18 protein-coding genes and 1 tRNA gene are annotated in these 20,365 nt (G+C 38.3%); 4 read left to right on the top strand and 15 right to left on the bottom strand.

Annotated elements, in window-relative coordinates:
- Positions 1-168: 168 nt before the first annotated feature.
- From asd to rplI, 4 genes are all read left to right on the top strand, one after another.
- Positions 169-999 carry an archaetidylserine decarboxylase gene (gene asd / locus ACYSN2_RS07265; RefSeq protein WP_461749592.1) on the top strand — a complete coding sequence of 277 codons (831 nt, stop codon included), beginning with the start codon at positions 169-171 and terminating at the stop codon, positions 997-999.
- Positions 1,000-1,143: 144 nt separating this feature from the next.
- A complete protein-coding gene (rpsF, locus tag ACYSN2_RS07260; RefSeq protein WP_461749591.1) occupies positions 1,144-1,539 on the top strand; it encodes a 30S ribosomal protein S6 in 396 nt (131 codons plus the stop codon).
- A 43-nt stretch (positions 1,540-1,582) separates the two neighbouring features.
- A complete protein-coding gene (gene rpsR / locus ACYSN2_RS07255; protein WP_094568487.1) occupies positions 1,583-1,807 on the top strand; it encodes a 30S ribosomal protein S18 in 225 nt (74 codons plus the stop codon).
- Between the two features lie 19 nt (positions 1,808-1,826).
- Positions 1,827-2,273 carry a 50S ribosomal protein L9 gene (gene rplI / locus ACYSN2_RS07250; RefSeq protein ID WP_461749590.1) on the top strand — a complete coding sequence of 149 codons (447 nt, stop codon included), beginning with the start codon at positions 1,827-1,829 and terminating at the stop codon, positions 2,271-2,273.
- A 642-nt stretch (positions 2,274-2,915) separates the two neighbouring features.
- Here rplI and ACYSN2_RS07245 read toward each other — a convergent pair.
- The 15 genes from ACYSN2_RS07245 to artP form a co-directional block, all read right to left on the bottom strand.
- A complete protein-coding gene (locus tag ACYSN2_RS07245; protein WP_461749589.1) occupies positions 2,916-4,598 on the bottom strand; it encodes a hypothetical protein in 1,683 nt (560 codons plus the stop codon).
- Between the two features lie 141 nt (positions 4,599-4,739).
- Entirely contained in the window at positions 4,740-5,351 is a 612-nt protein-coding gene (locus ACYSN2_RS07240; protein ID WP_461749588.1) for a protein-methionine-sulfoxide reductase heme-binding subunit MsrQ, read from the bottom strand.
- Positions 5,352-5,357: 6 nt separating this feature from the next.
- Entirely contained in the window at positions 5,358-6,302 is a 945-nt protein-coding gene (gene msrP, locus ACYSN2_RS07235) for a protein-methionine-sulfoxide reductase catalytic subunit MsrP (RefSeq protein WP_461749587.1), read from the bottom strand.
- 152 nt (positions 6,303-6,454) lie between these two features.
- The gene (locus ACYSN2_RS07230) at positions 6,455-6,625 is read right to left on the bottom strand and encodes a hypothetical protein (protein ID WP_461749586.1); all 171 of its coding nucleotides are present in this window, start codon (positions 6,623-6,625) and stop codon (positions 6,455-6,457) included.
- 158 nt (positions 6,626-6,783) lie between these two features.
- Positions 6,784-8,853, bottom strand: coding sequence for an NERD domain-containing protein (locus ACYSN2_RS07225; RefSeq protein WP_461749585.1), 2,070 nt, complete (start codon positions 8,851-8,853; stop codon positions 6,784-6,786).
- Position 8,854: 1 nt separating this feature from the next.
- Entirely contained in the window at positions 8,855-11,932 is a 3,078-nt protein-coding gene (locus tag ACYSN2_RS07220) for a type I restriction endonuclease subunit R (protein WP_461749584.1), read from the bottom strand.
- A gap of 19 nt (positions 11,933-11,951) precedes the next feature.
- Positions 11,952-12,896: a DUF5655 domain-containing protein gene (locus tag ACYSN2_RS07215; RefSeq protein ID WP_461749583.1), complete on the bottom strand. Its 945-nt coding sequence runs from the start codon at positions 12,894-12,896 to the stop codon at positions 11,952-11,954.
- A gap of 10 nt (positions 12,897-12,906) precedes the next feature.
- Positions 12,907-14,091, bottom strand: a complete 1,185-nt coding sequence (locus ACYSN2_RS07210) for a restriction endonuclease subunit S (protein WP_461749582.1) — start codon at positions 14,089-14,091, stop codon at positions 12,907-12,909.
- Positions 14,091-15,695 (bottom strand): type I restriction-modification system subunit M, encoded by a 1,605-nt coding sequence (locus ACYSN2_RS07205; protein ID WP_461749581.1) that lies wholly within the window; start codon positions 15,693-15,695, stop codon positions 14,091-14,093. The genes ACYSN2_RS07210 and ACYSN2_RS07205 overlap by 1 nt, the downstream gene beginning before the upstream one ends.
- A gap of 289 nt (positions 15,696-15,984) precedes the next feature.
- Positions 15,985-16,689: a hypothetical protein gene (locus ACYSN2_RS07200; protein WP_461749580.1), complete on the bottom strand. Its 705-nt coding sequence runs from the start codon at positions 16,687-16,689 to the stop codon at positions 15,985-15,987.
- 262 nt (positions 16,690-16,951) lie between these two features.
- Positions 16,952-17,042, bottom strand: a tRNA-Ser gene (locus tag ACYSN2_RS07195).
- Between the two features lie 116 nt (positions 17,043-17,158).
- Positions 17,159-17,824 carry an arginine ABC transporter permease ArtM gene (gene artM / locus ACYSN2_RS07190; RefSeq protein WP_461749579.1) on the bottom strand — a complete coding sequence of 222 codons (666 nt, stop codon included), beginning with the start codon at positions 17,822-17,824 and terminating at the stop codon, positions 17,159-17,161.
- 9 nt (positions 17,825-17,833) lie between these two features.
- Positions 17,834-18,529, bottom strand: coding sequence for an ABC transporter permease subunit (locus ACYSN2_RS07185; RefSeq protein ID WP_461749621.1), 696 nt, complete (start codon positions 18,527-18,529; stop codon positions 17,834-17,836).
- Positions 18,530-18,656: 127 nt separating this feature from the next.
- Positions 18,657-19,397: a transporter substrate-binding domain-containing protein gene (locus ACYSN2_RS07180; RefSeq protein WP_461749578.1), complete on the bottom strand. Its 741-nt coding sequence runs from the start codon at positions 19,395-19,397 to the stop codon at positions 18,657-18,659.
- 108 nt (positions 19,398-19,505) lie between these two features.
- Positions 19,506-20,231 (bottom strand): arginine ABC transporter ATP-binding protein ArtP, encoded by a 726-nt coding sequence (gene artP / locus ACYSN2_RS07175; protein WP_461749577.1) that lies wholly within the window; start codon positions 20,229-20,231, stop codon positions 19,506-19,508.
- Between the last annotated feature and the right edge of the window lie 134 nt (positions 20,232-20,365).

Genomic DNA, 20,365 nt, shown 5'->3' with positions numbered 1-20,365 from the left:
TCGGCATTAAGCTCTGCACTACAATTCAATCATCACTCCATATATACCTTTCAATATCAGCTCCTTTTAAATCAACACCCGCTTTAAAATAGATTTAAAAATAGATTTAAAGGCAATATTGGATACTATAAGCAATCTCAACTCTCAAACTTAGGTTTCTATTTACGTATGCTAAAAAATATTACCTTTCAACGTCTATCTTCTTGGTTTTTCCGTAAGATTACGAGAATTAAGACAAAATGGTTTAAAAATTTGTTCATTAGTCAATTTGCCAAAATTTATAAAATTGATTGGCAAGATTGCGTAAGACAGCGCCCCGAAGATTTCTCTTCTTTTAATGATTTCTTCACAAGAGAGTTGAAACCGGAAGCCCGTCCTTTAAGTGATGCACCGATTATCTCGCCGGCAGATGGGAAAATTGCGGCATGTGGTCAATTATCAGATACGGAATTTATCCATGCAAAAGGTCATCACTTCACATTAGAAGCCTTGATTGCCGATCCTGAGCTTGCTAAAGATTTCAAAGATGGACAATTTGCCACAATCTATCTCTCTCCACGAGATTACCACCGTATTCATATGCCGGTTTCGGGCCGTTTAGAGCGCACAATTCACATTCCGGGAATGTTATATAGTGTTTCTCTCAAAACTGCGGAAAATATTCCAACGCTATTTGCCGAAAATGAACGTCATGTTTCTCTCTTTGATACCGAATATGGCAAAGTGATTGTGATTTTAGTCGGCGCGATTAATGTATCTAGTATGGAAACCGTCTGGGAAGGCACGATTACGCCGCCTTACGCTTCGATCTTAAAATATAGTGATTATCAGAACGAAGAGATTTTCCTTGAAAAAGGCGAAGAGATGGGAAGATTCAACATGGGATCGACCGTGATTGTCATTACCGAAAATAATGAATTACAGCTCGATGAAATTCTAAAAGAGTATCAACCGATCAAACTTGGCGAAGCGCTTTTACATAAAGCCGTAGAACCGTAAGATCTCCCTTTCTTTTAGCATGATTTATCGGTATAATGCTCAGCTTGATTTTGGCCTTTTACTACAAAAGGTCCGGGTCTCCTTGTCTTTCAAAGCCTTATTGAAAGACTTTAAATTTTTTTAAATCCATAAGGAGCATGAATAATGCGTCATTACGAAGTAGTATTTCTGGTTCATCCAGACCAAAGTGAACAAGTTCCTGCAATGATTGATCGTTACAAAGCAATCGTTACTGACAATGGTGGAGCAATTCATCGTTTAGAAGATTGGGGTCGTCGTCAACTTGCTTACCCAATCCAAAAAATTCACAAAGCACATTATGTTCTTATGAACATTGAGTGTGACAAAGCAGCCTTAGAAGAGCTTCAAAGCGCATTCCGTTTTAACGATGCTGTGATCCGTGATCTCATCATCAATAAAGACGAAGCAGAAACAGAAGTATCTGTGATTGCAGCTAAACCTGAGCGTAACGTTGAAGTACGTGAAGAAGTTGAAGTTGAAGAAGATGCAGAAGACGCTGATGACAGCGAAGAAGCATAATTCTATAAGCTCTTTTCAAATTATATTACAAAGGTAAATTATTATGTCACGTTATGTTCGTCGTAGAAAATATTGTCGTTTTACCGCTGAAGGCGTTAAAGAAATCGATTACAAAGATATTAATCTCTTAAAAAACTATGTTACAGAAACTGGTAAAATCGTACCAAGTCGTGTAACTGGTACAAGTGCACGCTATCAGCGTCAACTCGCAACTGCAATCAAACGCGCGCGTTACATTGCATTGCTCCCATACACTGATCAACACTAATCGTCCACAGGGAGATATAATGAAAGTTATTCTTTTAGAAAAAATTGAAAATTTAGGTTCTCTTGGTGACACGATTGATGTTAAACCAGGATTTGCTCGTAACTACCTTCTTCCACAAGGTTTAGCGACTGAAGCAACACCAAAAAATATCATTCTTTTTGAAGCACGTCGTGCAGAACTCGAAATGAAGCAAGCTGACGTATTAGCAGCTGCTACAGCTCGTGGTGAGAAACTTGCTGGCTTAGTAATGACTATCGCTGCTAACGCAGGTTCTGAAGGTCGTTTATTCGGTTCAGTAACAGCACAAGATATCGCAACTCTTATTACTGATGCAGGCGTTCCTGTTGACCGTAAAGAAGTTCGTATCAACGAAGGTGCTATTCGCACACTTGGTGAACACACAGTTACACTTCGCTTACACTCTGACGTTGATGCTGAAATCACAGTAAACGTTACAGCTGAGTAAGTTCAAGTAGTATTAAGCAAACATATTAATAAAATTCATCCTAAGACAATGAATCAAAAAAGCCCACGAAAGTGGGCTTTTTCTTATTTCTCTTTCTTATTTCTCTTTCTAAGAATCTCCTAATTACCTTCCAACTATAGCCTAACTATTTGCCATCTCTTTAAGTAAGGTCAGCAGGATATTTATTAAAGTTCACTTCAATAAAGCTCAAAAAGATCATGCAATCCTTCCCCCAAAAATAATACCGATCATAAGTAGAATTTTTTCGGATCATTTATCCAATATCAAATGCCGGCATTCGTATGCAGATCTTATTCCAGCAGTACTGATTCTTGGGGTTTTAATGCAGGAAGAGCGGTTACGATAGTCATTTCATTTGGCTTAAAATGCTAAAAAGAATGACTTCTGCTGGCACGAGATTTGTAAAAAATGCAAGAATTCGACCCCGCCATGAATCAATCCATACCTTATAAGGGGACTTTCTTAAATCGATTTCTCTATACATCCCCGAATATTCCCTAATAAAAAAGATCCTTTCACTGACAACCATGAAAGGATCTTTGATTAGGCGCTTTCGCACTCTTACAGTGTTGTGATGAATCCATCACCATAAGTCAATATATATGGGTATCAGTCCAACAATTATGAAGGTATCGGAATCATTCCTTTATTCGGCAATTTCCAATTAAAGCGTTCAGCGGCAATTAACCCACTTCTTTGTAAAAATCTTGGCGTAGAGAAATAGAATCCTTCGGCATTCGGTCCCATTAAGATACTCATTCCAAATACCAAATCTCCATAAGCATTAATTTCTCTAAAGTTTGCATATACCGCTTTTGATAATCCAAACATTGTAGGATCTTTAGCAAGCTCTTCATTTGCAGTCGCTTTTAATATCTCAATGATTGCGTCAATATCATCATTTCGATGAGAGCGATCGAGCACAAATTGCGTAGATGCAATATAACCCGTCGTAATATTTCTTGGCTTTTTCGCAGCAAATTCTTCTGTGCCATATTCAAATGCCGTACCATAACTGTCTAAATAGACTGTTTCCGGCGTTTGTCTGACAATCTTCGCAAAGGTAGATTCTATCAATACAGTATCGCCGGCAACTGTTGGATAATACGCTTCACTGTGAGGCACATCCCTTGAAACCATACTTTCGATACAATCAATAGTTAAACGCACTCGCCCATTATCTAAAAGTGGATTAAATAAGAATACAGAGTAAAGATTAATATGCTCGATTTCCCAAGGAATCCCCTGATAGATCACTCGCTCCCCTTCCCTTGCTAATCCCATATTTAAAAAAGTTCGTAAACGTTTAAAATATGCCGGGATTGAACTTCTTAAGCTAATAGTCATCGCTAAGATAATCAAGATCGCTAATCCAAATAGCACCATATCGCCGGAAGAATGCAAAATTACCAATAAAGTCGCAAACGCTAACATAAAGGAGAAAAGCTCGTAAACTAACAATAAAATTCGCCACAATAAGGAAACCTTCTTCACTTGATGTTGCGATTTCACCTTTTTCTCATGTCTTGTCACAATTCGGCGTAATATCCAAGATGAAAAATAGAGTATTCCAAAAAATGCCCCTAAGCTCAGTAAGAGAATTTTCCCTTCATTCGTAATAAAACTCCAAACCCCCTGAAGAATCCTCTCAGACAGCGAACCTTCTTTTTCAATCTCTCGATATTGAAGATTAATTAATTCTAATTGGTTCGCATGATACGCGCGCTTTAGCGCCCAACTACTCTGAATTTTATTCAGTTGCATCAACGATGCTTCATTCAACTGAGATTGATCAATCGTTTCTAAATGCAGTAACGCTTCATCAATAGCCATCAGATTTTGTTGTAATTCTGCCCTTGTCGTACGAATAAAATCTCGTTTACGCTGAGATTCCGTTAAATTCTGTAAAGAGCTAAATACGGGCTGTACGATTTTAATGAGCTCTTTTTGCCAATCATACTGAAGAATCTCTTCCTCTTCCGTATTCGCAATATCATAGAGCTCTATCTCCAAGCCTCCAAGTGCCAGTCTTTCAAACATTTTTTCAAAATCACGCTTTTGCTGTTCTAATTGAAGTAATGAAATCTCTAGGCTTTCGCGATATTCAGGCTCTTCAATTACCGCTAAATCTTGCATGACTTTTTCACGCTTAGCATTCACATCATCTAAACTACTGCGAATTTGATTCAATGAAAGCGTACTTTCATGGGCAAAACTTTGATTGTTCTCTTGAGCAGAGCTGATCTGAAGAGAAAGGGTGGATAGAAAACAGAAAAGAAGAATTTTTGATAGATTTTTTAACATTATGCTTAATAGATATCCTTATAAAACCTTATAGTTTGTAAATTTATATAAATATCTATTTTACATATCTCACTGTTAAATACCAATGATTAGCCAATTAGCACTCATTTTCAGCTTCTTCTGTTGAAGTAATCTACTTTTTCACCCCGTTTTTCTCTTTACATTTCGAGAATATCGCCGGCAATGATGCAGTATCCACAACACAATAAATCCCCCCAAATATAACAGCGGATATAATTGGGAGATTTTAAGGGAAAGATAGTAATGAATAGCGATCAACACCGCGATGGGATACACCCAATAATGCAGTTTTTTCCAATATCGCTTTAAATATCGCATCATATATTGATTAGAAGTGAGCGTTAACAACAGCAATCCAAACCAAGCTATTGCCCCGAGAATAAGATAATTTCGGCTGATGATTTCACTCAAAAACAAACGCCAATCTAAACTCAACTCCAAAACTAGATAGCTTGAAATATGCAAAGTTGCCCAAAAAAATACCGCCAATCCTACTAATCTACGAATAGAGTTGAGAATCGTCCATTTCGTCATCACAACAACCGGCGTGATCAATAAGACAGCCAACATGAAACGAATCGCAATAAGACCTGTAAAATGCTGTATTTCTTTAATAGGATCGCCTCCCATTTTTTGCAAAATAACGGCGAAAGCCATCCATATAAATGGCCCTATAATAAATCCCCAAACAAGGGTTTTTAAAAGATATTTCAGTACTATTTTTCGTTTCATCACAACTTAATAATGCTTCTTCAAATCTAAGCCCGAATACAAACTTGCCACATCATCATAGCCATTAAATAGCTGAGTGGCTTGTCGTTTACTGCCAAAGAGGGTTTCAGTTCCAATAATACGCTCTGAAGCTTGCGACCATCTTGGATGAGAAACGCCGGGATTCACATTCGCATAAAAACCATATTCATGAGGCGCACTTAAGTTCCAAGTCGTTTTGGGCATCGTTTCCGTTAAACGAATTTTTACAATGGATTTAATACTTTTAAAACCATATTTCCACGGCACCACCAGACGAATCGGTGCGCCATTTTGTGGCAACAGATCCTTCCCATATAAGCCTGTACTCAATAACGTCAAAGGATGCATCGCTTCATCTAATCGCAAACCTTCAATATAGGGAAATCTAAATCCGCCAAACGATACACCTTCCTGATTGGGGAAACGACTCGGATCATACAGCGTTTCAAAAGCGACATACTTCGCCTTACTCGTCGGTTCAACAAACTTCAAGAGTTCTGACAGCTGAAATCCCATCCATGGAATGACCATCGACCAAGCTTCCACACACCTGAAACGATAGATACGCTCTTCAATGGGGAATCGCCTAAAGATATCATCCATACTCAACGTTACGGGATTATTGACCTCGCCATCGATTGTGATTGTCCAGTCTTCCGTATCAAAATCCTTCCCATACCGAGAAGGATCATCTTTATCCCAACCAAATTCATAGAAGTTATTATAAGTCGTGATCTTCTGCTCCGGTGTTAAAAGTGCTTTTAACCCAGAATTCTGAGCATCAAACCACTGTTTAGCCTCAGCAAAAGCTAGCGAAGGCACCGCAACAGCACCGCCCGTAATTCCCAGTGCTTTCACTAAAGATCGCCTCTTTAAAAAAACCGACTCATCAGTCACGGCATTCTCTTTGATATCCCATTGTTTCTTCATAGCATTCCCTTCATATTATTCTATTATTGTTATAAGCAAACAAAATTAACACAAATCAAATCAATCACCTAATAACGATTGATTATCATAATCTTAAATATAAATCTTCCATGAAAAAGCCTGTGCTTAGCGGATTATTTAAATAGACTACTTCACTTATGTGCAAAATAGGGCGCCATAATCTTACCCCTAACTTTCGGAACTAGCAATTCATCACAGCCCACGCATGTAATCACGCCCCACGATGCTTGAGGTGTATCGACCCAATCATAAACGGGGATAATTTCACCTAAAGAATTTTTACCAAAAAGATACTTTGCCATTAATCAAAATCTGATCCACATTCTGCAAAAACACTGCTAAATTTTTTAAATATCCTATATATTTGCGATGTTTTTATTTCATTATTAGAGATAAAATCTCTTAAACTATCTGGCGACCGAATAATCAAGGATCTTTTAAAGGCTATTTTTCTCGATATTTATAGATCATGGGTCATTTGCTTCAAAAAATTAGTATATTTATTATTCGCAAGATCATAAATATAAAGATCCTCTCTGCAACGCGTTAATGCTGTATAGATCAGCTCTGCATTATCATCTGGCAAAGCGACATAAAATACAACTTTTGATTCAAATCCCTTATAGCTATGAATACTTGCTAGCTTTATTTTTCCACTATTTTGGTAGAAAAAATTCTTTTTTCTACGGCGATTAGCTTGAATATCCCGATAATAATTTGAATATTGCTGTTTCGTTAAACCCGTTCTTTTTTCCTGAAGGGTCTCCTCTTGCTCATTATTATCAGAATAGTGTTCTAATAAGACTAAATCCTCATCTAAGCTTTCAAAAATAATTGCTGTACCTTCTTCTTTTCTTATTAAAACTTCTATTTCTTTTAAAATGTCGAAATGACTCGCAATAATGACAATATCATTGGGATGGTAATTATAAGCTTTAATCTTTGACTTAATATCATGCCAAATTTTAGATGCCATATAAGATAGAGGCGTTTCTACCGCCTCTGGATAAGTCATAAATTCAATAATATTTTGATTTAAATTTAAGCGACTCTGCATCTCAGGTTCATCCTCATTAATCAAAATATTTTCATCATAATCTTCCATTAGAAATTGTTTTTGAAAATGTTGAAATAAATTTATCAATGGGAAATCACTTGAAAATCGATATGATTTTTTCAATGTGATCCAACGTCCAAAGCCTTGGACTATGGAAGAATTTCGCTTATTGATCTCATCTCTTTGGTAAATATTTTGGGATTGATCTCCAAATAAAACCATTTCTCCATTTTCTGCTAAAAATGAATCACGAATAATTTTGATCCAGTCTGGCTCAAAATCCTGTATTTCATCAATAAAAATTGCATGATACTTATCTGTCTCTTCTAATACTCCTTGAAAAATATTTTGACGGAAAATTTTCTCTGTAAGTGTATTTTTAACTGGAACAGAAAGATTTGAATTATTCAAAATTTCCGCAATGTTTTCGTTAGTATCAAACCCCCATTCGTTAGCTTGTTGCAGATAAAACAGATGATAATTTAAAAGTACAAATTTAGATGATACATCTCTATTTTGAGCTTCCGTTAACTTATCACTAATGTAATTTCTTAAAGTAATATTGTACGTTAGAATTAATATTCTTGGTGTTGGGTTCCCTTCAGCCTCTACGCGTAAATAACTACTAATAGCTCGATGAGCAATTAAGGTTGTCTTTCCAGATCCCGCAACCCCCTTTACTTTAGAAAAACCAACTTCACTTTCTATAATCCTCTTTTGCTTGGCATCCAAATAAAGAGGAATATTCTGGCGCAATATAAAATCAGGGGGAGATAATCTACGATAAAAATCGTCATAAATTTGAGATGAAAAAATCGGGTTATCTTGCAGTTTGTCTTCAATTTTTAGCAATAGATTTCGTAATCCATCTGAGCCAAAACTTAAGTTTAAATCACGTGACAGAACCTTTCTTCGCCTTTCTAAATAAAGACTACGTTTAGTATAATCCTCATAACTGATCTGCTGATCTTTAAATGCCATATTGAGGCTTTGAAATTGATCTTTAATACTATCTAACGCAAATTTATAAAAATTAGTTAAATCTTTTTTTAATGCGTTATGAAAGTAACAAAAACAATGCACAACTCCGAAAAAGTTCTTCTTCGGTTCTGCAATATCTGCAAGCCCCAATATCGGCAAATGCATATTAAACAACTGATCTTTATATGTAAAAACTTGAGACATAGGGCTTTTTATTCTCGATTTACCTCCATTACTTACCACGTACCACTGATTTTTTTCATCAACTACATAATGAAATAAATCCCAATCCTTTATCTCAATAATGACAGCGCCACAATTCTCTTTAAGAATAATAAGATCTGGACGACTTCCATTTAAAAAAGGTTCATAGAAGATTAAAAAGCTATCATCTAAGTGCTCTTCTAAATAATTGATTAAGCAGAGCTCCCCTTCAGTTGGAGCTACTGTTAGTTGCGCTATTTTTTCTCTAGATGGATACAATTTCCCCATATCACCCAACCCTCAGCGGCAATACATCTTCTGTGATCATTTTTGTGTACGCTTCTTTTACCGTGCGCCAGTAGCGGAGTTTGCTGACGGGGTTTTCCGCTTGGGATTTGTAGAGATCGAAGTTGGCGCTTCTCTTTAAGGCTTCTTCTCCCGGCTGATTTTCTAGATCAGGGTTGAAGCTTGCGACCATGTAGCGGAATTCTTCGGGATCTAGTGCCCACTGTTTGGAGAAGTTTTCGACAAGTTCGTTCGTTTGAATATCGATTTTTTGTGCAAGAAGATCCGTCACTCTTTGCCCTCTGAACTCTTCCGGCGTGGATCTGATTTCTTGCCATAAAAGCGACATGACGCCGGCAAGTTGTGGGTTTTCCTGTTTAAGTGTTTCCACATAATCATCCACTTCTTGATTCGCTAGCGCATCTGATTGCATCTCTTTTGGCGAGGATTCCTCGGGGATAAATTCCTGGATGAGCGCCACGATATAGTTGTAGTTAATCTCTTCTACTCGGTGGGTTTGTAGATCATATTCAATATCGAGCGGTTCAACGTCTGGATCTTCTTCACGATTTTCTCGTAGCTCTTCCAACACGTTCACATAAATACCGTGATATTCCTCAATCTCCATGAAATCGATCGGGAAAATATCGCCCATCATTTCCGGCTTGAAATTGGAATAGACCATTGCCGAGTTCAAGAATCGATCCACTTTTTGGAACGCTCTGACAAATTCTCGCTTCTCTTCTAAGCTTAAATTTTTGATCTCTTCCGGCGTTCTTGCAATGATTCTTAACGCTTCAATTGCTTCGATCAATTCCTGCTTTACCTCTTCCCAAACCGGCGCTAATACATGATTTTCACCGCCGTTTGAGTAGAGAAATAGCGCTTCATTCACTTGTTTCTCAAAATAGCGTGGCGTTTGGAATGTCACGATCTGTCCATAGAGTTTATCCCGATCAAATAAGCGATTCGTTCTAGAAAATGCCTGAATAATATCGTGCGGTTGCATCGGCGGGCGATCAATAAAGAGCGTTGAAATACACGGCGCATCAAATCCTGTTAAAAGGCGATCCACTACAATAATGAGATCAATCTGCTCACGTCTTTGATGATAAAGTGCTTTCTTTCTTGCCAAGCGAGCATTCACATTTTGGTTATAGGCTTTGATGGTTTCTAAGGAGTAATTTTTCTCATATGTCGCATTATAGTCTTGGAGTGCTTCCTTCATCTTCTCTTGGTTTTGAATGGAACTCTCTTCATTTTCCGAGATGGAATAAGTAATAGCGATCTTGGGAAAATCCGGTAATATTTTACTTGTTCGATTCCCCACTTTTACCGTTTCATTGCCGGCAACAACGCTCTTAATCAGATCATAATATTCTTGCGCCGTAGCAATATTCGGCACTGTTAAAATCGCACCATAGGCTTTTCCAACGCCACTTTCTGCCGTAAATCCTAATTTTGCGTGTGATTTATTAATAATGAAATCAATTACCTGTAAGCGATGCTCTTTGGTATTGTAAGCTTCTCTTGGAATCAGCTTTTCCCGCTCGATCGGCGTTAAACTTCTATAATCTTTATCGGGATAGCGCTGTTCAATAATCTGCTCTAATTCATACTCATCAAAGGTGTGTTTATATTCCACCTGAAAGCCGAGCACTGCGCCATCTTTAATGGCTTCTTGCACCGTATATTGATGCAGGCGATTGCCGTATAGCTCTTGGGTTGTTCTTGCAAGGTTTCCTAATGATGCTCGCTGATTCTCTTCAAAGATCGGCGTGCCGGTAAATCCATACCAAAGGGAATGATGGAAATAACGCTGTAATTCTTGTTTTTTCTCCGGCGTTACTGCTCGGTGGCATTCATCGACAATAAAGGCAATTCTCTGCGCTTTGATTTTGGCATAACGCTTTTTCGTGCGCTCGCTCACTTCCCCATTTTCGGCGCTGTTTTCAATCCGGCGCATCAGATGATTCAACTTTTGAATGGTCGTAATCACAACCGTGCGATCATCATTAGCGAGCTTATCAATGAGATCATTCACATTCGCCGTTTCATCAATAGAAACCGGATCAAATTCCGCATACGATGCGAATGAACTTGTGGTTTGCTGATCTAAATCCACCCGATCTACGATAAAAATCGTTTTATCAATCACCGGAATATGCAGTAAATTACAAGCAACTTTATAAGAAGTAAGCGTTTTTCCCGATCCCGTTGTGTGCCACACATAGCCTGATTCTTGCTTAAAGGAAGCCTCTTTCACCGCTTCAATGGCATGAATTTGGTAAGGTCTGAGTAAAATGAGCGCTTCTTTCTCTCGATCTGTGATGGAATATTGCATCACCATTTTATGCGCAGCCGGAATAGAGAGCACATCTTCGGCAAAGTGAATATAATCGTTCACTTCCTGATTGGTCGCCGTAACCCATTTACTTAAAAACTTCGCATTGAGCTTTTCAAATTGCGCAGCGGCAATATAGCGTGTATCCGATGCATTACTCACAACAAACATCTGAAGCGTGGAATAAATGCCGGTAAACTTCCCTTCTTTCAGATATTTTTGAATCTGCCGGAAGCCATCCATATACGGATGTTGGCGGTTTTTTAATTCAATATGAATCATCGGCAAGCCGTTAATGAGAAGCGTGACATCAAAGATGCGATTGCGATCCATCTCCACTTTTTTATCGGCTTCAAACTGATTTACCACTTCATACACCGTTTTACCGCCGGCAATATGATCTCTATGAATCACATTTAAACGAATCGTGCCAAGTGTTGCATCTTCCCTTCTCACTTCCACTTTGGCAATGCCATTTTCGCCGGAAAGCCACGTTGCCGCTTCATAGAAGTTAGAGAATCGCAATTGATTCTGCACTTGCCGGAACTCAAGCTCTGTGAGCGGTTCGCCGTTTAAAATCGCAAGATTATTGCGCTCTAAGATAATGCGGAAGTTTTGCCAAAGTGACGCTTCATCGGTTAAATCTTTCCGATAAGTCCATTGTGAATCGCCGGCAACTAACTGCGCAATTAATCGATCTTCTATCTCTCTCTCACTCGTATAACGTCTCTTTGTCACTTTGGTCAAATCCTTTTGGCTAAAGTTTCTGCTTAATCACACTTAAAATATATTCCAATTGTCCGGTATCTTTGAGTGACACTTCATAATCGCCATTTCCCCAATGTCCAATCTTTCGCATATCTCGAAAAATACCTTTCGAATCTTCTAACGTTCCCCAAGCTGCATTGATATAGAGCACTAAACTTCCCTTGAGCATGACGATATCGACAATATTGGCTTTATCCTTTTTAAAGGTTGCATAATATTTGGTATAAGCGAGCTCGATTTGATCATCTAAATTCAAAATTGCCTGTTTAAATCGCTCATAAAGTTCAATCGTTTTTTCAGAACCGAGTTCAAAAAAGCTATCTTCATCATACACTTTGATCTCTTTAACAATATTGGCGAATGGCGTTACTACGGCATTGTTGATATTGCTGGTATTTCCCATTTTGCTGGCATTTGGTTGCGGTAATTCCGGCGCATGTTTAGAGCGTTCGATAAAATTCACGGTTAACAAATCATCGTGATAGCGTTTAAACTCCACTAATTCAATCCCGAAATTTTTGAAGTTTGTCGCATTTCTCTGATAATCATTAAAGGAATTCGCCACGAAGATAACCCGAGTTTGGCTCCATTCAATCTCTTGACGCTTTAAGGTTCTTCCGAGGGATTGCTCATTATATTCAAGCACTAAACTATCCCGATAATCGAGCATCGCATTGAGATAGGAAATCCCCTGATCCACAACGCTCGTGCTCTTATCACGTTTATATTCAATCACGACAAAAGCTTTTTTCTCTTCATCAAACGCCAACGTATCAAAGCGGAATTGTTTTAGCGTAAATTCCGATTTCACAAGGGTTAAGCCCGTTAAAGTCGTCAAATTCTCCTCAAACAGCGCTTGCATCTCTTTTTCAAGGGGAAAAGGCTTCTCTTTAATTCGTGATAAATCGGTAGAATGAATTTTATAAATATCCATAAGTCGTTCCTTACACAAACATCCGCTGCAACATCGCCCGCTTCATCGTTTGATATTGTTCGAGTTTCTGTTTTTCAGATTCAATATTGCGATCCAATTCCTTAAAGTAATTGCCGATTTTGATTTGTTCTTCGTTATCTGGAGCCATTACCGGCATTTGCTTGATCTCATTTGAATTAACAGAATCAAATGTTGATCCGCTACTAAATCTAAGCCAAGAGCCAATTAGATTAAATAGTTCAAGCGTATAATAAATAAACCGATTTCCCTTTATAGCGGCAACTCCACGCCCTAAAACAACATCAAAATCAGTAATCGCAATTGCACCTACAGGTGCCCGAACAGTAAGGATAATATCCCCTTTCTCAGCTACTTTAGTTATTTGTGTTGTATAAATCCTAGGTATAACCTTTCCTCTATATAGATCAGCATTCCCTTGAACTAAAATTTTATCTTCAGGATTATCAGTATAGTTTTCGCTATCTGGCGATTGCCCCATATTAATTTTAACTAAATCATTTAAATTATATAATTCCCAATCCCCACTAAATCCCTCAAAACGCACCTTCGGCGTTTTCTCGCCTTTTTGCGGGAACATCTTTTGAAGCATCGATTTTTTATGAGTTTCTGCCAATTCTACGGTACGAGTTTGAAGCTCAATCAGCTTATCAAGCTCTTGAAATAAGTTGCCGATTTGGGTTTGTTCTTTGTAATCTAAAGATATTGATAGACTTTCTTTTTGCACACTTGACCAATTAGCTCTTGGCATTTTTGTACCGCTAGTTTGATTTACAAAATTCAAAAATTTTTGATCTTGTACACATGCATAAATAAATGTATTAACAAACTGATCTTTTGGATACAACGCCCATATTTCACCACTTTTAACGCCATCTTGATCCGCAAGCCACCATTTATTCAAGTAAGGTCTTAATCGACCAAATAATATATCTCCTTTTCTGAATATACTATTCGTTTGAGTTCTAACTGTTAAATCCCCAATTAAGATCCCTTTATTGGATACTAAATTTTCTAATTCAACATCTATAGAATATTTATCTTGGTTATCAGTTTCACTTCTAAGCTGAATAAACTCCGAAATTACCTTATTAACCCAACTCTCACTAAATCCCTCAAACCGAATCTTCGGCATTTTTGGTTTCACCGATTTCGGCTGTTGATTTATTTCGCTCATTACAGCTCCTTATTCATCAATAAAGATTTAAAGGCTTCAAGCTCTTTTTCAGTTTCGGCATCCGTTGTCGTGAGTTGTTCTAGCATTGAAAAGAGCTGATGTTTCGTATCGAGCAATTCCGTTTCAACTTCTGCCATCTCTTTCGCTAAATTTACTAAAGAGATTTCTGGCTCCGGCTCAAATGTATCCACATAACGAGGAATATTGAGATTAAATTCATTCTCTTTCAGCGTTTCAAAATCTGCCAAATACGCAAACTTATCGACAAATTCTCGCTTCTCATACGTTTCTAAAATCTCTTCGATATGATGCGGTTCCATCGTGTTTTGATTCCCTTTTTTAGTGAATCTTGTGGAAGCATCAATAAAGAGCACATCACGCTTGGTATAATCTTTCTTGAGAACGATGATGGTGGTTGGAATTGAAGTGTTGAAGAAGATATTTGCCGGCAAACCGATCACGGCATAAATATGCCCATTTTCCAATAAGGTTTGGCGAATCTTCGCTTCGGCACCGCCACGAAACAGAACGCCGTGCGGAAGTACAATCGCCATCGTTCCGCTCGATTTAAGATGGTAAAAACCATGTAATAAGAATGCAAAATCCGCACGCCCTTTTGGCGCTAAAACGCCGTAATCCATAAATCGAGGATCATCTAAGAAGCCTTTTACGGCGCTCCATTTTGCGGAATATGGCGGATTCATCAATACCGCTTCAAAGTTCGTGGGCTCTTCTGTCGGCCAATCCTCGCCTAAAGTATCGCTATTGCTCAGATCCTGATTCCCAATCGGCACGCCGTGAAGCATCATATTCATGCGGGCTAAGTTGTAGGTTGAGGTATTAATCTCTTGCCCAAAATAGCGCACCGTTTCCGGCTCGTTCGTTTCCTTCTTCACATTGAGCATGAGAGAACCTGAACCCATCGTTGGGTCATAAACGGTAAAACCCTTTTGATTCTCTTTCCCTTGCAGAACGATCTTCGTCATCAAGTTGGAAACAGGTTGTGGCGTATAAAATTCGCCGGCATTCTTACCGGAATCTGAGGCAAATTGACCGATCAAATATTCATACGCATCGCCGAGAACATCGCCATCATGCTCGCCAAGATTAATGCCGGCAAGCCCTTTCATGACGTTAGAGATTGTTTCATTTTGCTTTTGCGGAGAAGCACCAAGTTTGCGAGCGTAGAGATCAATATCTTCAAACAAGTTATTAAAGATCGCATTCGATTGCTCGATATCTCTAAATCCTTGCGCTAAATCTTCGAGCTGAAATTGATTACTATGCACATCGGCAATGAGCTTGGTAAACGTGAGCTCCGGCTTTAACACATACGAAAATTGATCATACAATGCCGAGATCAAATCCTCTTTTACTTCTGGATCATGATATGCCACCGTATAGATCGCCTGTGCTTCCGTGAGGTTATCCGCCTTCTCTTCAAGAAGCTCTACGGCATAATTGAGTAAGTTATCGGAGAGATATTTATAAAAAACCATTCCTAAAAGGTAGTTTTTGTACTCATTGGCATCCATCTTCGAGCGTAAAATATCGGCACACGCCCAAAGCGCACTATAGAGGGTTTTTGAGTTTTGTTCTGACATAGTATCTAATCCAGTAATATGGGAATTTTATTATGAATAGATGATAGCAGAATTCTCATAGGATTCGAGCGGATCGATAGATTCATCACTATTCACAGATCTTGATCAAAATATTGCTTAGATTCATATTTCATATATTCAGTGCATGTTGATTAGAGGATGCAAGATTCGTTCTAATACCACTCATGAAGTTTCAAGTATCTAATATCAAAGCCCTTATCAAAAAGGGCTTTCACAATTCGGTGAAAAAGTAAGAAAACTCACTTCAATTCACTTCAATTTAATCAACCTAATAAACGCTATCTAACCATGAAAATCCCGACATTAGATAGCCATCATTTAAAAAGTGATCCTGATTTCTCATCGCGCTATTTACAAAGCTCTCAACATCTTTAATGGATTCGTCGATCTCTTCAACATCTTCATCAATTTCGTCATCTTCTTCATCTCGATCATAATCGTAGTCATCATAATCATACCGATCGGCGTCAAATGTATTGACCATCAAGCTAAATAGATCTGACAGACCATACTTTTGTTTAATCACTTGTAGGATTTTACGCAAATACTGACCTCTTGCATCTGTAAAATAGTGTTCTGAGAAACCTGGAAGCTCTTCTTCTAACACAGATGGAAAATCTGCCTCATCCCATCCTTCCTGTAATATTTCCTCTTCACTATAAAAATCATGAATCGTTAATGCCGGCATTCCTAATAACTGGCGGACGGCTTCATAATCATAATTTTCAAGCTCATCGACATTTAGCCAATATTGATCCCAACTCTCTTCCCGAGCATGATAGATAAACGTCCGATAAAGATCTACTAAAGCAACCGCCAGTAAATTAGCCTCTTGAGGATTTTCATCCATCTTTTCACTCAAGGCTTTATCTTCCTTCAAAATCCCCCACATTAGCTCATACCAATACTTCTCATATCCCGTAAGCCAAGCTTCGTTATCTTTAAAAAATGGCTGTAATTCTGAAAACTGCATATCGACTCCTTTCGATGGTGTTAGATACTAAAATGACACTCTATTATTTAACATAATAAAATGCATCTTGGTAGCTCCAAAAGATCGACAAAAACCCCACATTTAAATTAAGGATGGAAATCAATAAGTAAGAGTTCTCAAAATATTCAAAGGATGATTGTAGCGCTCAAGATTGCCGAGAAAAAGAAGACATCAGTGTCACATCACTTTCAGACAGACAACAAAAAACCCTTAATCTTTAAAAGATTAAGGGTTCTGTATATGGCGGAAAAAGAGGGATTCGAACCCTCGATACGCTATTAACGTATACACCCTTAGCAGGGGTGCGCCTTCAGCCGCTCGGCCATTTTTCCTTGCTTCTATTTACTAGCTCTGTAGTGAATAGAGGTACAATTATAGAGTTTTTTTTCTATATGTAAAGCTCAATATTAAGGCAACTCTACTTTATTTCGTTTTATTTAAAAAAACGTCAATTCTCGAAGGCTAACGCACGTTTTTCAACGATTTTAGCAATCATAATTAACACCGCATTAATCGCTAAATAGATCACACCTGCCATTACATAGTAAGTAATGGAGTCGTAGGTCTGCCCTGCAAGCTCTCTGGCTCTTCCCATGATATCTAAGAGCGTAATCCCTTGCACAAGCGAGGTGCTTTTGAAGATCAAGACAATCTCATTAGAATAGCTCGGCAGTGCACGTCTTAATGCAAGCGGAATGAGTATCTTCATCGCTTCAAAACGGCTCATTCCAAGGGCTAAACAAGCTTCCCATTGGTTCTTAGAGATATTCTTCACCGCACCATAAAATAGTTGCGCCGTATAGGCTGCGGAGTTTAATGAGAGCGCTAAAATAGCACAGAACCAAGCTTGTGAGAAAAGGCTCCACATAAAACTATTTTTGATAAATTCAAATTGCCCAGGACCGGTATAGAAGAGGAAGATCTGTACAAGTAACGGCGTTCCTGTGAAAAAGATAATAAACCAGCGCATCAATCTTGCCGGCAATTTTCCTTCCCAAAGCGTTAAAATGCCAGTAAAGACCAATGCCAATAAAAACCCAAAAAAAAGTGCTGCCACCGTTAAAGCTAAGCTTAAAGGAACACCTTCTAAAATAAATATAAACTTTTCTAACATACTATCTCCCTACTTCGCCGGCTCGTGATCATACTTCGTAATATGGCTATAAAGCCTGTCTTGAAGTTTTTGACTCACAAGCGAAATAATAAGATAGATAAATGCCGCCATTGCGTACCATGTAAAGCCATCTGCCGTTGCCGCATAGATATAATCGGTCTCTTTCATGAGTTCATGAACACCAATCAGAGAAACAAGTGCCGTATCTTTCAGCAATACGAGCCACTGATTACTTAATCCTGGGAAAGCATGGCGCCACATTTGCGGCATAATAATATAGAAGAACGTCGCAGGCTTTGATAAGCCCAAAACAGCGCCGGAATTCCATTGATCTTTCGGAACGGCTAACAGTGCACCGCGAATGGTTTGCGACGCGTAGGATGCATAAATTAACGATAATGCAAAAGCGCCTAATCCAAAGAAGAGATATTCGCCGTAGGTATCTAACAGAGTGAAATAAAGATCCATCATGAATGGTGGCATCACATCTTCAAATTCTAAAAAGAGATACGGTAATCCTAATCCAATTAAGAAAATGACGAGCAGTTCCGGCAATGACCGAATAATCGATACAAATAAGGTTACCGGCCAGCGAACAATTCGCCAACGGCTCAACTCCAAGAGCGCTAAGATATTCGCCCACAAAAAACCTAATACTAATGCTACGATCGCAAGCGAAATAGTCGTTTTTGCCGCAACTAACATTGCTTCAAAATAACTACTCGTAAAGAGATCAAAAAAATTGGTTATACCACTCACACTGCTTCCTCTATTTACAAACAAAAAGCGATGTGATCACCATCGCTTTTCGTCTAATAACATCTACGTAAAACTATTGATCAAACCATTTGTTATAGATTTCATCATATTGACCATTTTCTTTAATGGTTTTTAAGCCGGCATTAATTTCTTCAACTAATGCTTTATTACGTAAGCCAACGCCAATACCTAAACCTTGACCAAAGTATTTTGGATCTGTCACTTTTTCGCCAACAACAACTAAATTATCATTGTCTTTCACGTAATCATAAACCACATCTCCATCGCCAAACACCACATCCACACGACCTAATGCTAAGTCGCTCATTGCTGCTGGATATTGTGGATACACAGATACTGATGCGCCTTTATAGGTATCTCTAATATATTGCTGATGCGTTGAACCTGAAAGAATCCCGATTTTGACATCTTCCACATTCTTAATAGAATCAGCCTTATCTTTTGTTGCCACATAAATCGAGTAGTTTTGATAATACGGGTCGCTAAATGCTACTTGTTTTGCACGCTCTTCCGTAATATCCATACTAGAAATCACGGCATCATAACGGCGAAGACGAAGATTTGGGATCAATGAATCAAATTCTTGTTCTGAATAGACACACTCTTTTTCCATTGCGTTACAAATCGCATCCATCACATCAATATCAAACCCTAAGAGTTCGTTATTTTCCCCTTTATATTCAAAAGGTGGATAAGCAGGATTTGTACCAATCGTAATTTTTTCTTGTGCAACTGTCATTCCACCGCTTAAAAGACCGGCAGCTACGAGCAATAAACCTAGTTTCTTTTTCATAACACTTTTCTCTCATCCAATAAGTTTTAACATCTTCAGCTTTAATCACTACTCTAAATAATGACGCTTCCAATCCTTGAAAACGCATTACTAGCAGTATATCCCCAATTAATGAGAAAGATACTGTTTAAATTCAACTGTTTTGGGTTCTGTAAACATGGAGGAATCTCCTTCCTCTACAACTTTCCCATTTTCCATATACACCACATAGCTTGCAATGCGTTTTGCAAAATCCACATCATGGGTTACCACAATTTGGGTAATGCCGGTTTTCGCAAGCTCTTCAATAATGGAAGCCACTTGTGAGGTAATTTCAGGATCTAGTGCCGCTGTGGGTTCATCAAATAGAAGCACATTTGGCTCCATCATCAACGCTCTTGCAATAGCAACACGTTGCTGTTGACCGCCAGAAAGCTTAAGAGGATAACGGCTCTCTAATCCTTCTAATTTTAAAGATTTCAGCGCTTCAAGCCCACGTTGATTTGCTTCTGCTTGCGACATCTTTCCAAGTTTTACCGGCGCATAGGTGAGATTTTGTAAAACACTACGATGTGGCCAGAGATGATATTGTTGGAAAATCATGCCTACTTTCTGTCTTAAATCACGAATGGTTTTCTCGGAAATGCTATTTGAGAAATCAAAGTTAAAGCCGGCAATATCAAGCGTTCCTGCTTTAGGTCGCTCAAGAATATTTAAAATGCGAAGCAGTGAGCTTTTTCCCGCACCACTTGGCCCTAAGAGTACAACGATTTCACCCTCATTTGCCTTAATTGATACATCAAATAGAACTTGTGTATCCCCATAAAAATAGTTTAAGTGCTTCAGCTCAATCATTCTTCCCATCTCTTTTATCGATTTTTATCTAATCTAGTTTCCCGGATTATTGTAATCGATCATAAAACCTTACAAAATCACGCGATATAAAATTATTTTTAAACTTGCTTATTCTACGGTATTTTTAGGATTTT

This window comes from Ignatzschineria sp. LJL83 (genome assembly GCF_054871845.1).
Note: the sequence above shows the minus strand (reverse complement) of the source record. Positions and strands in the feature narration are given on the sequence as shown.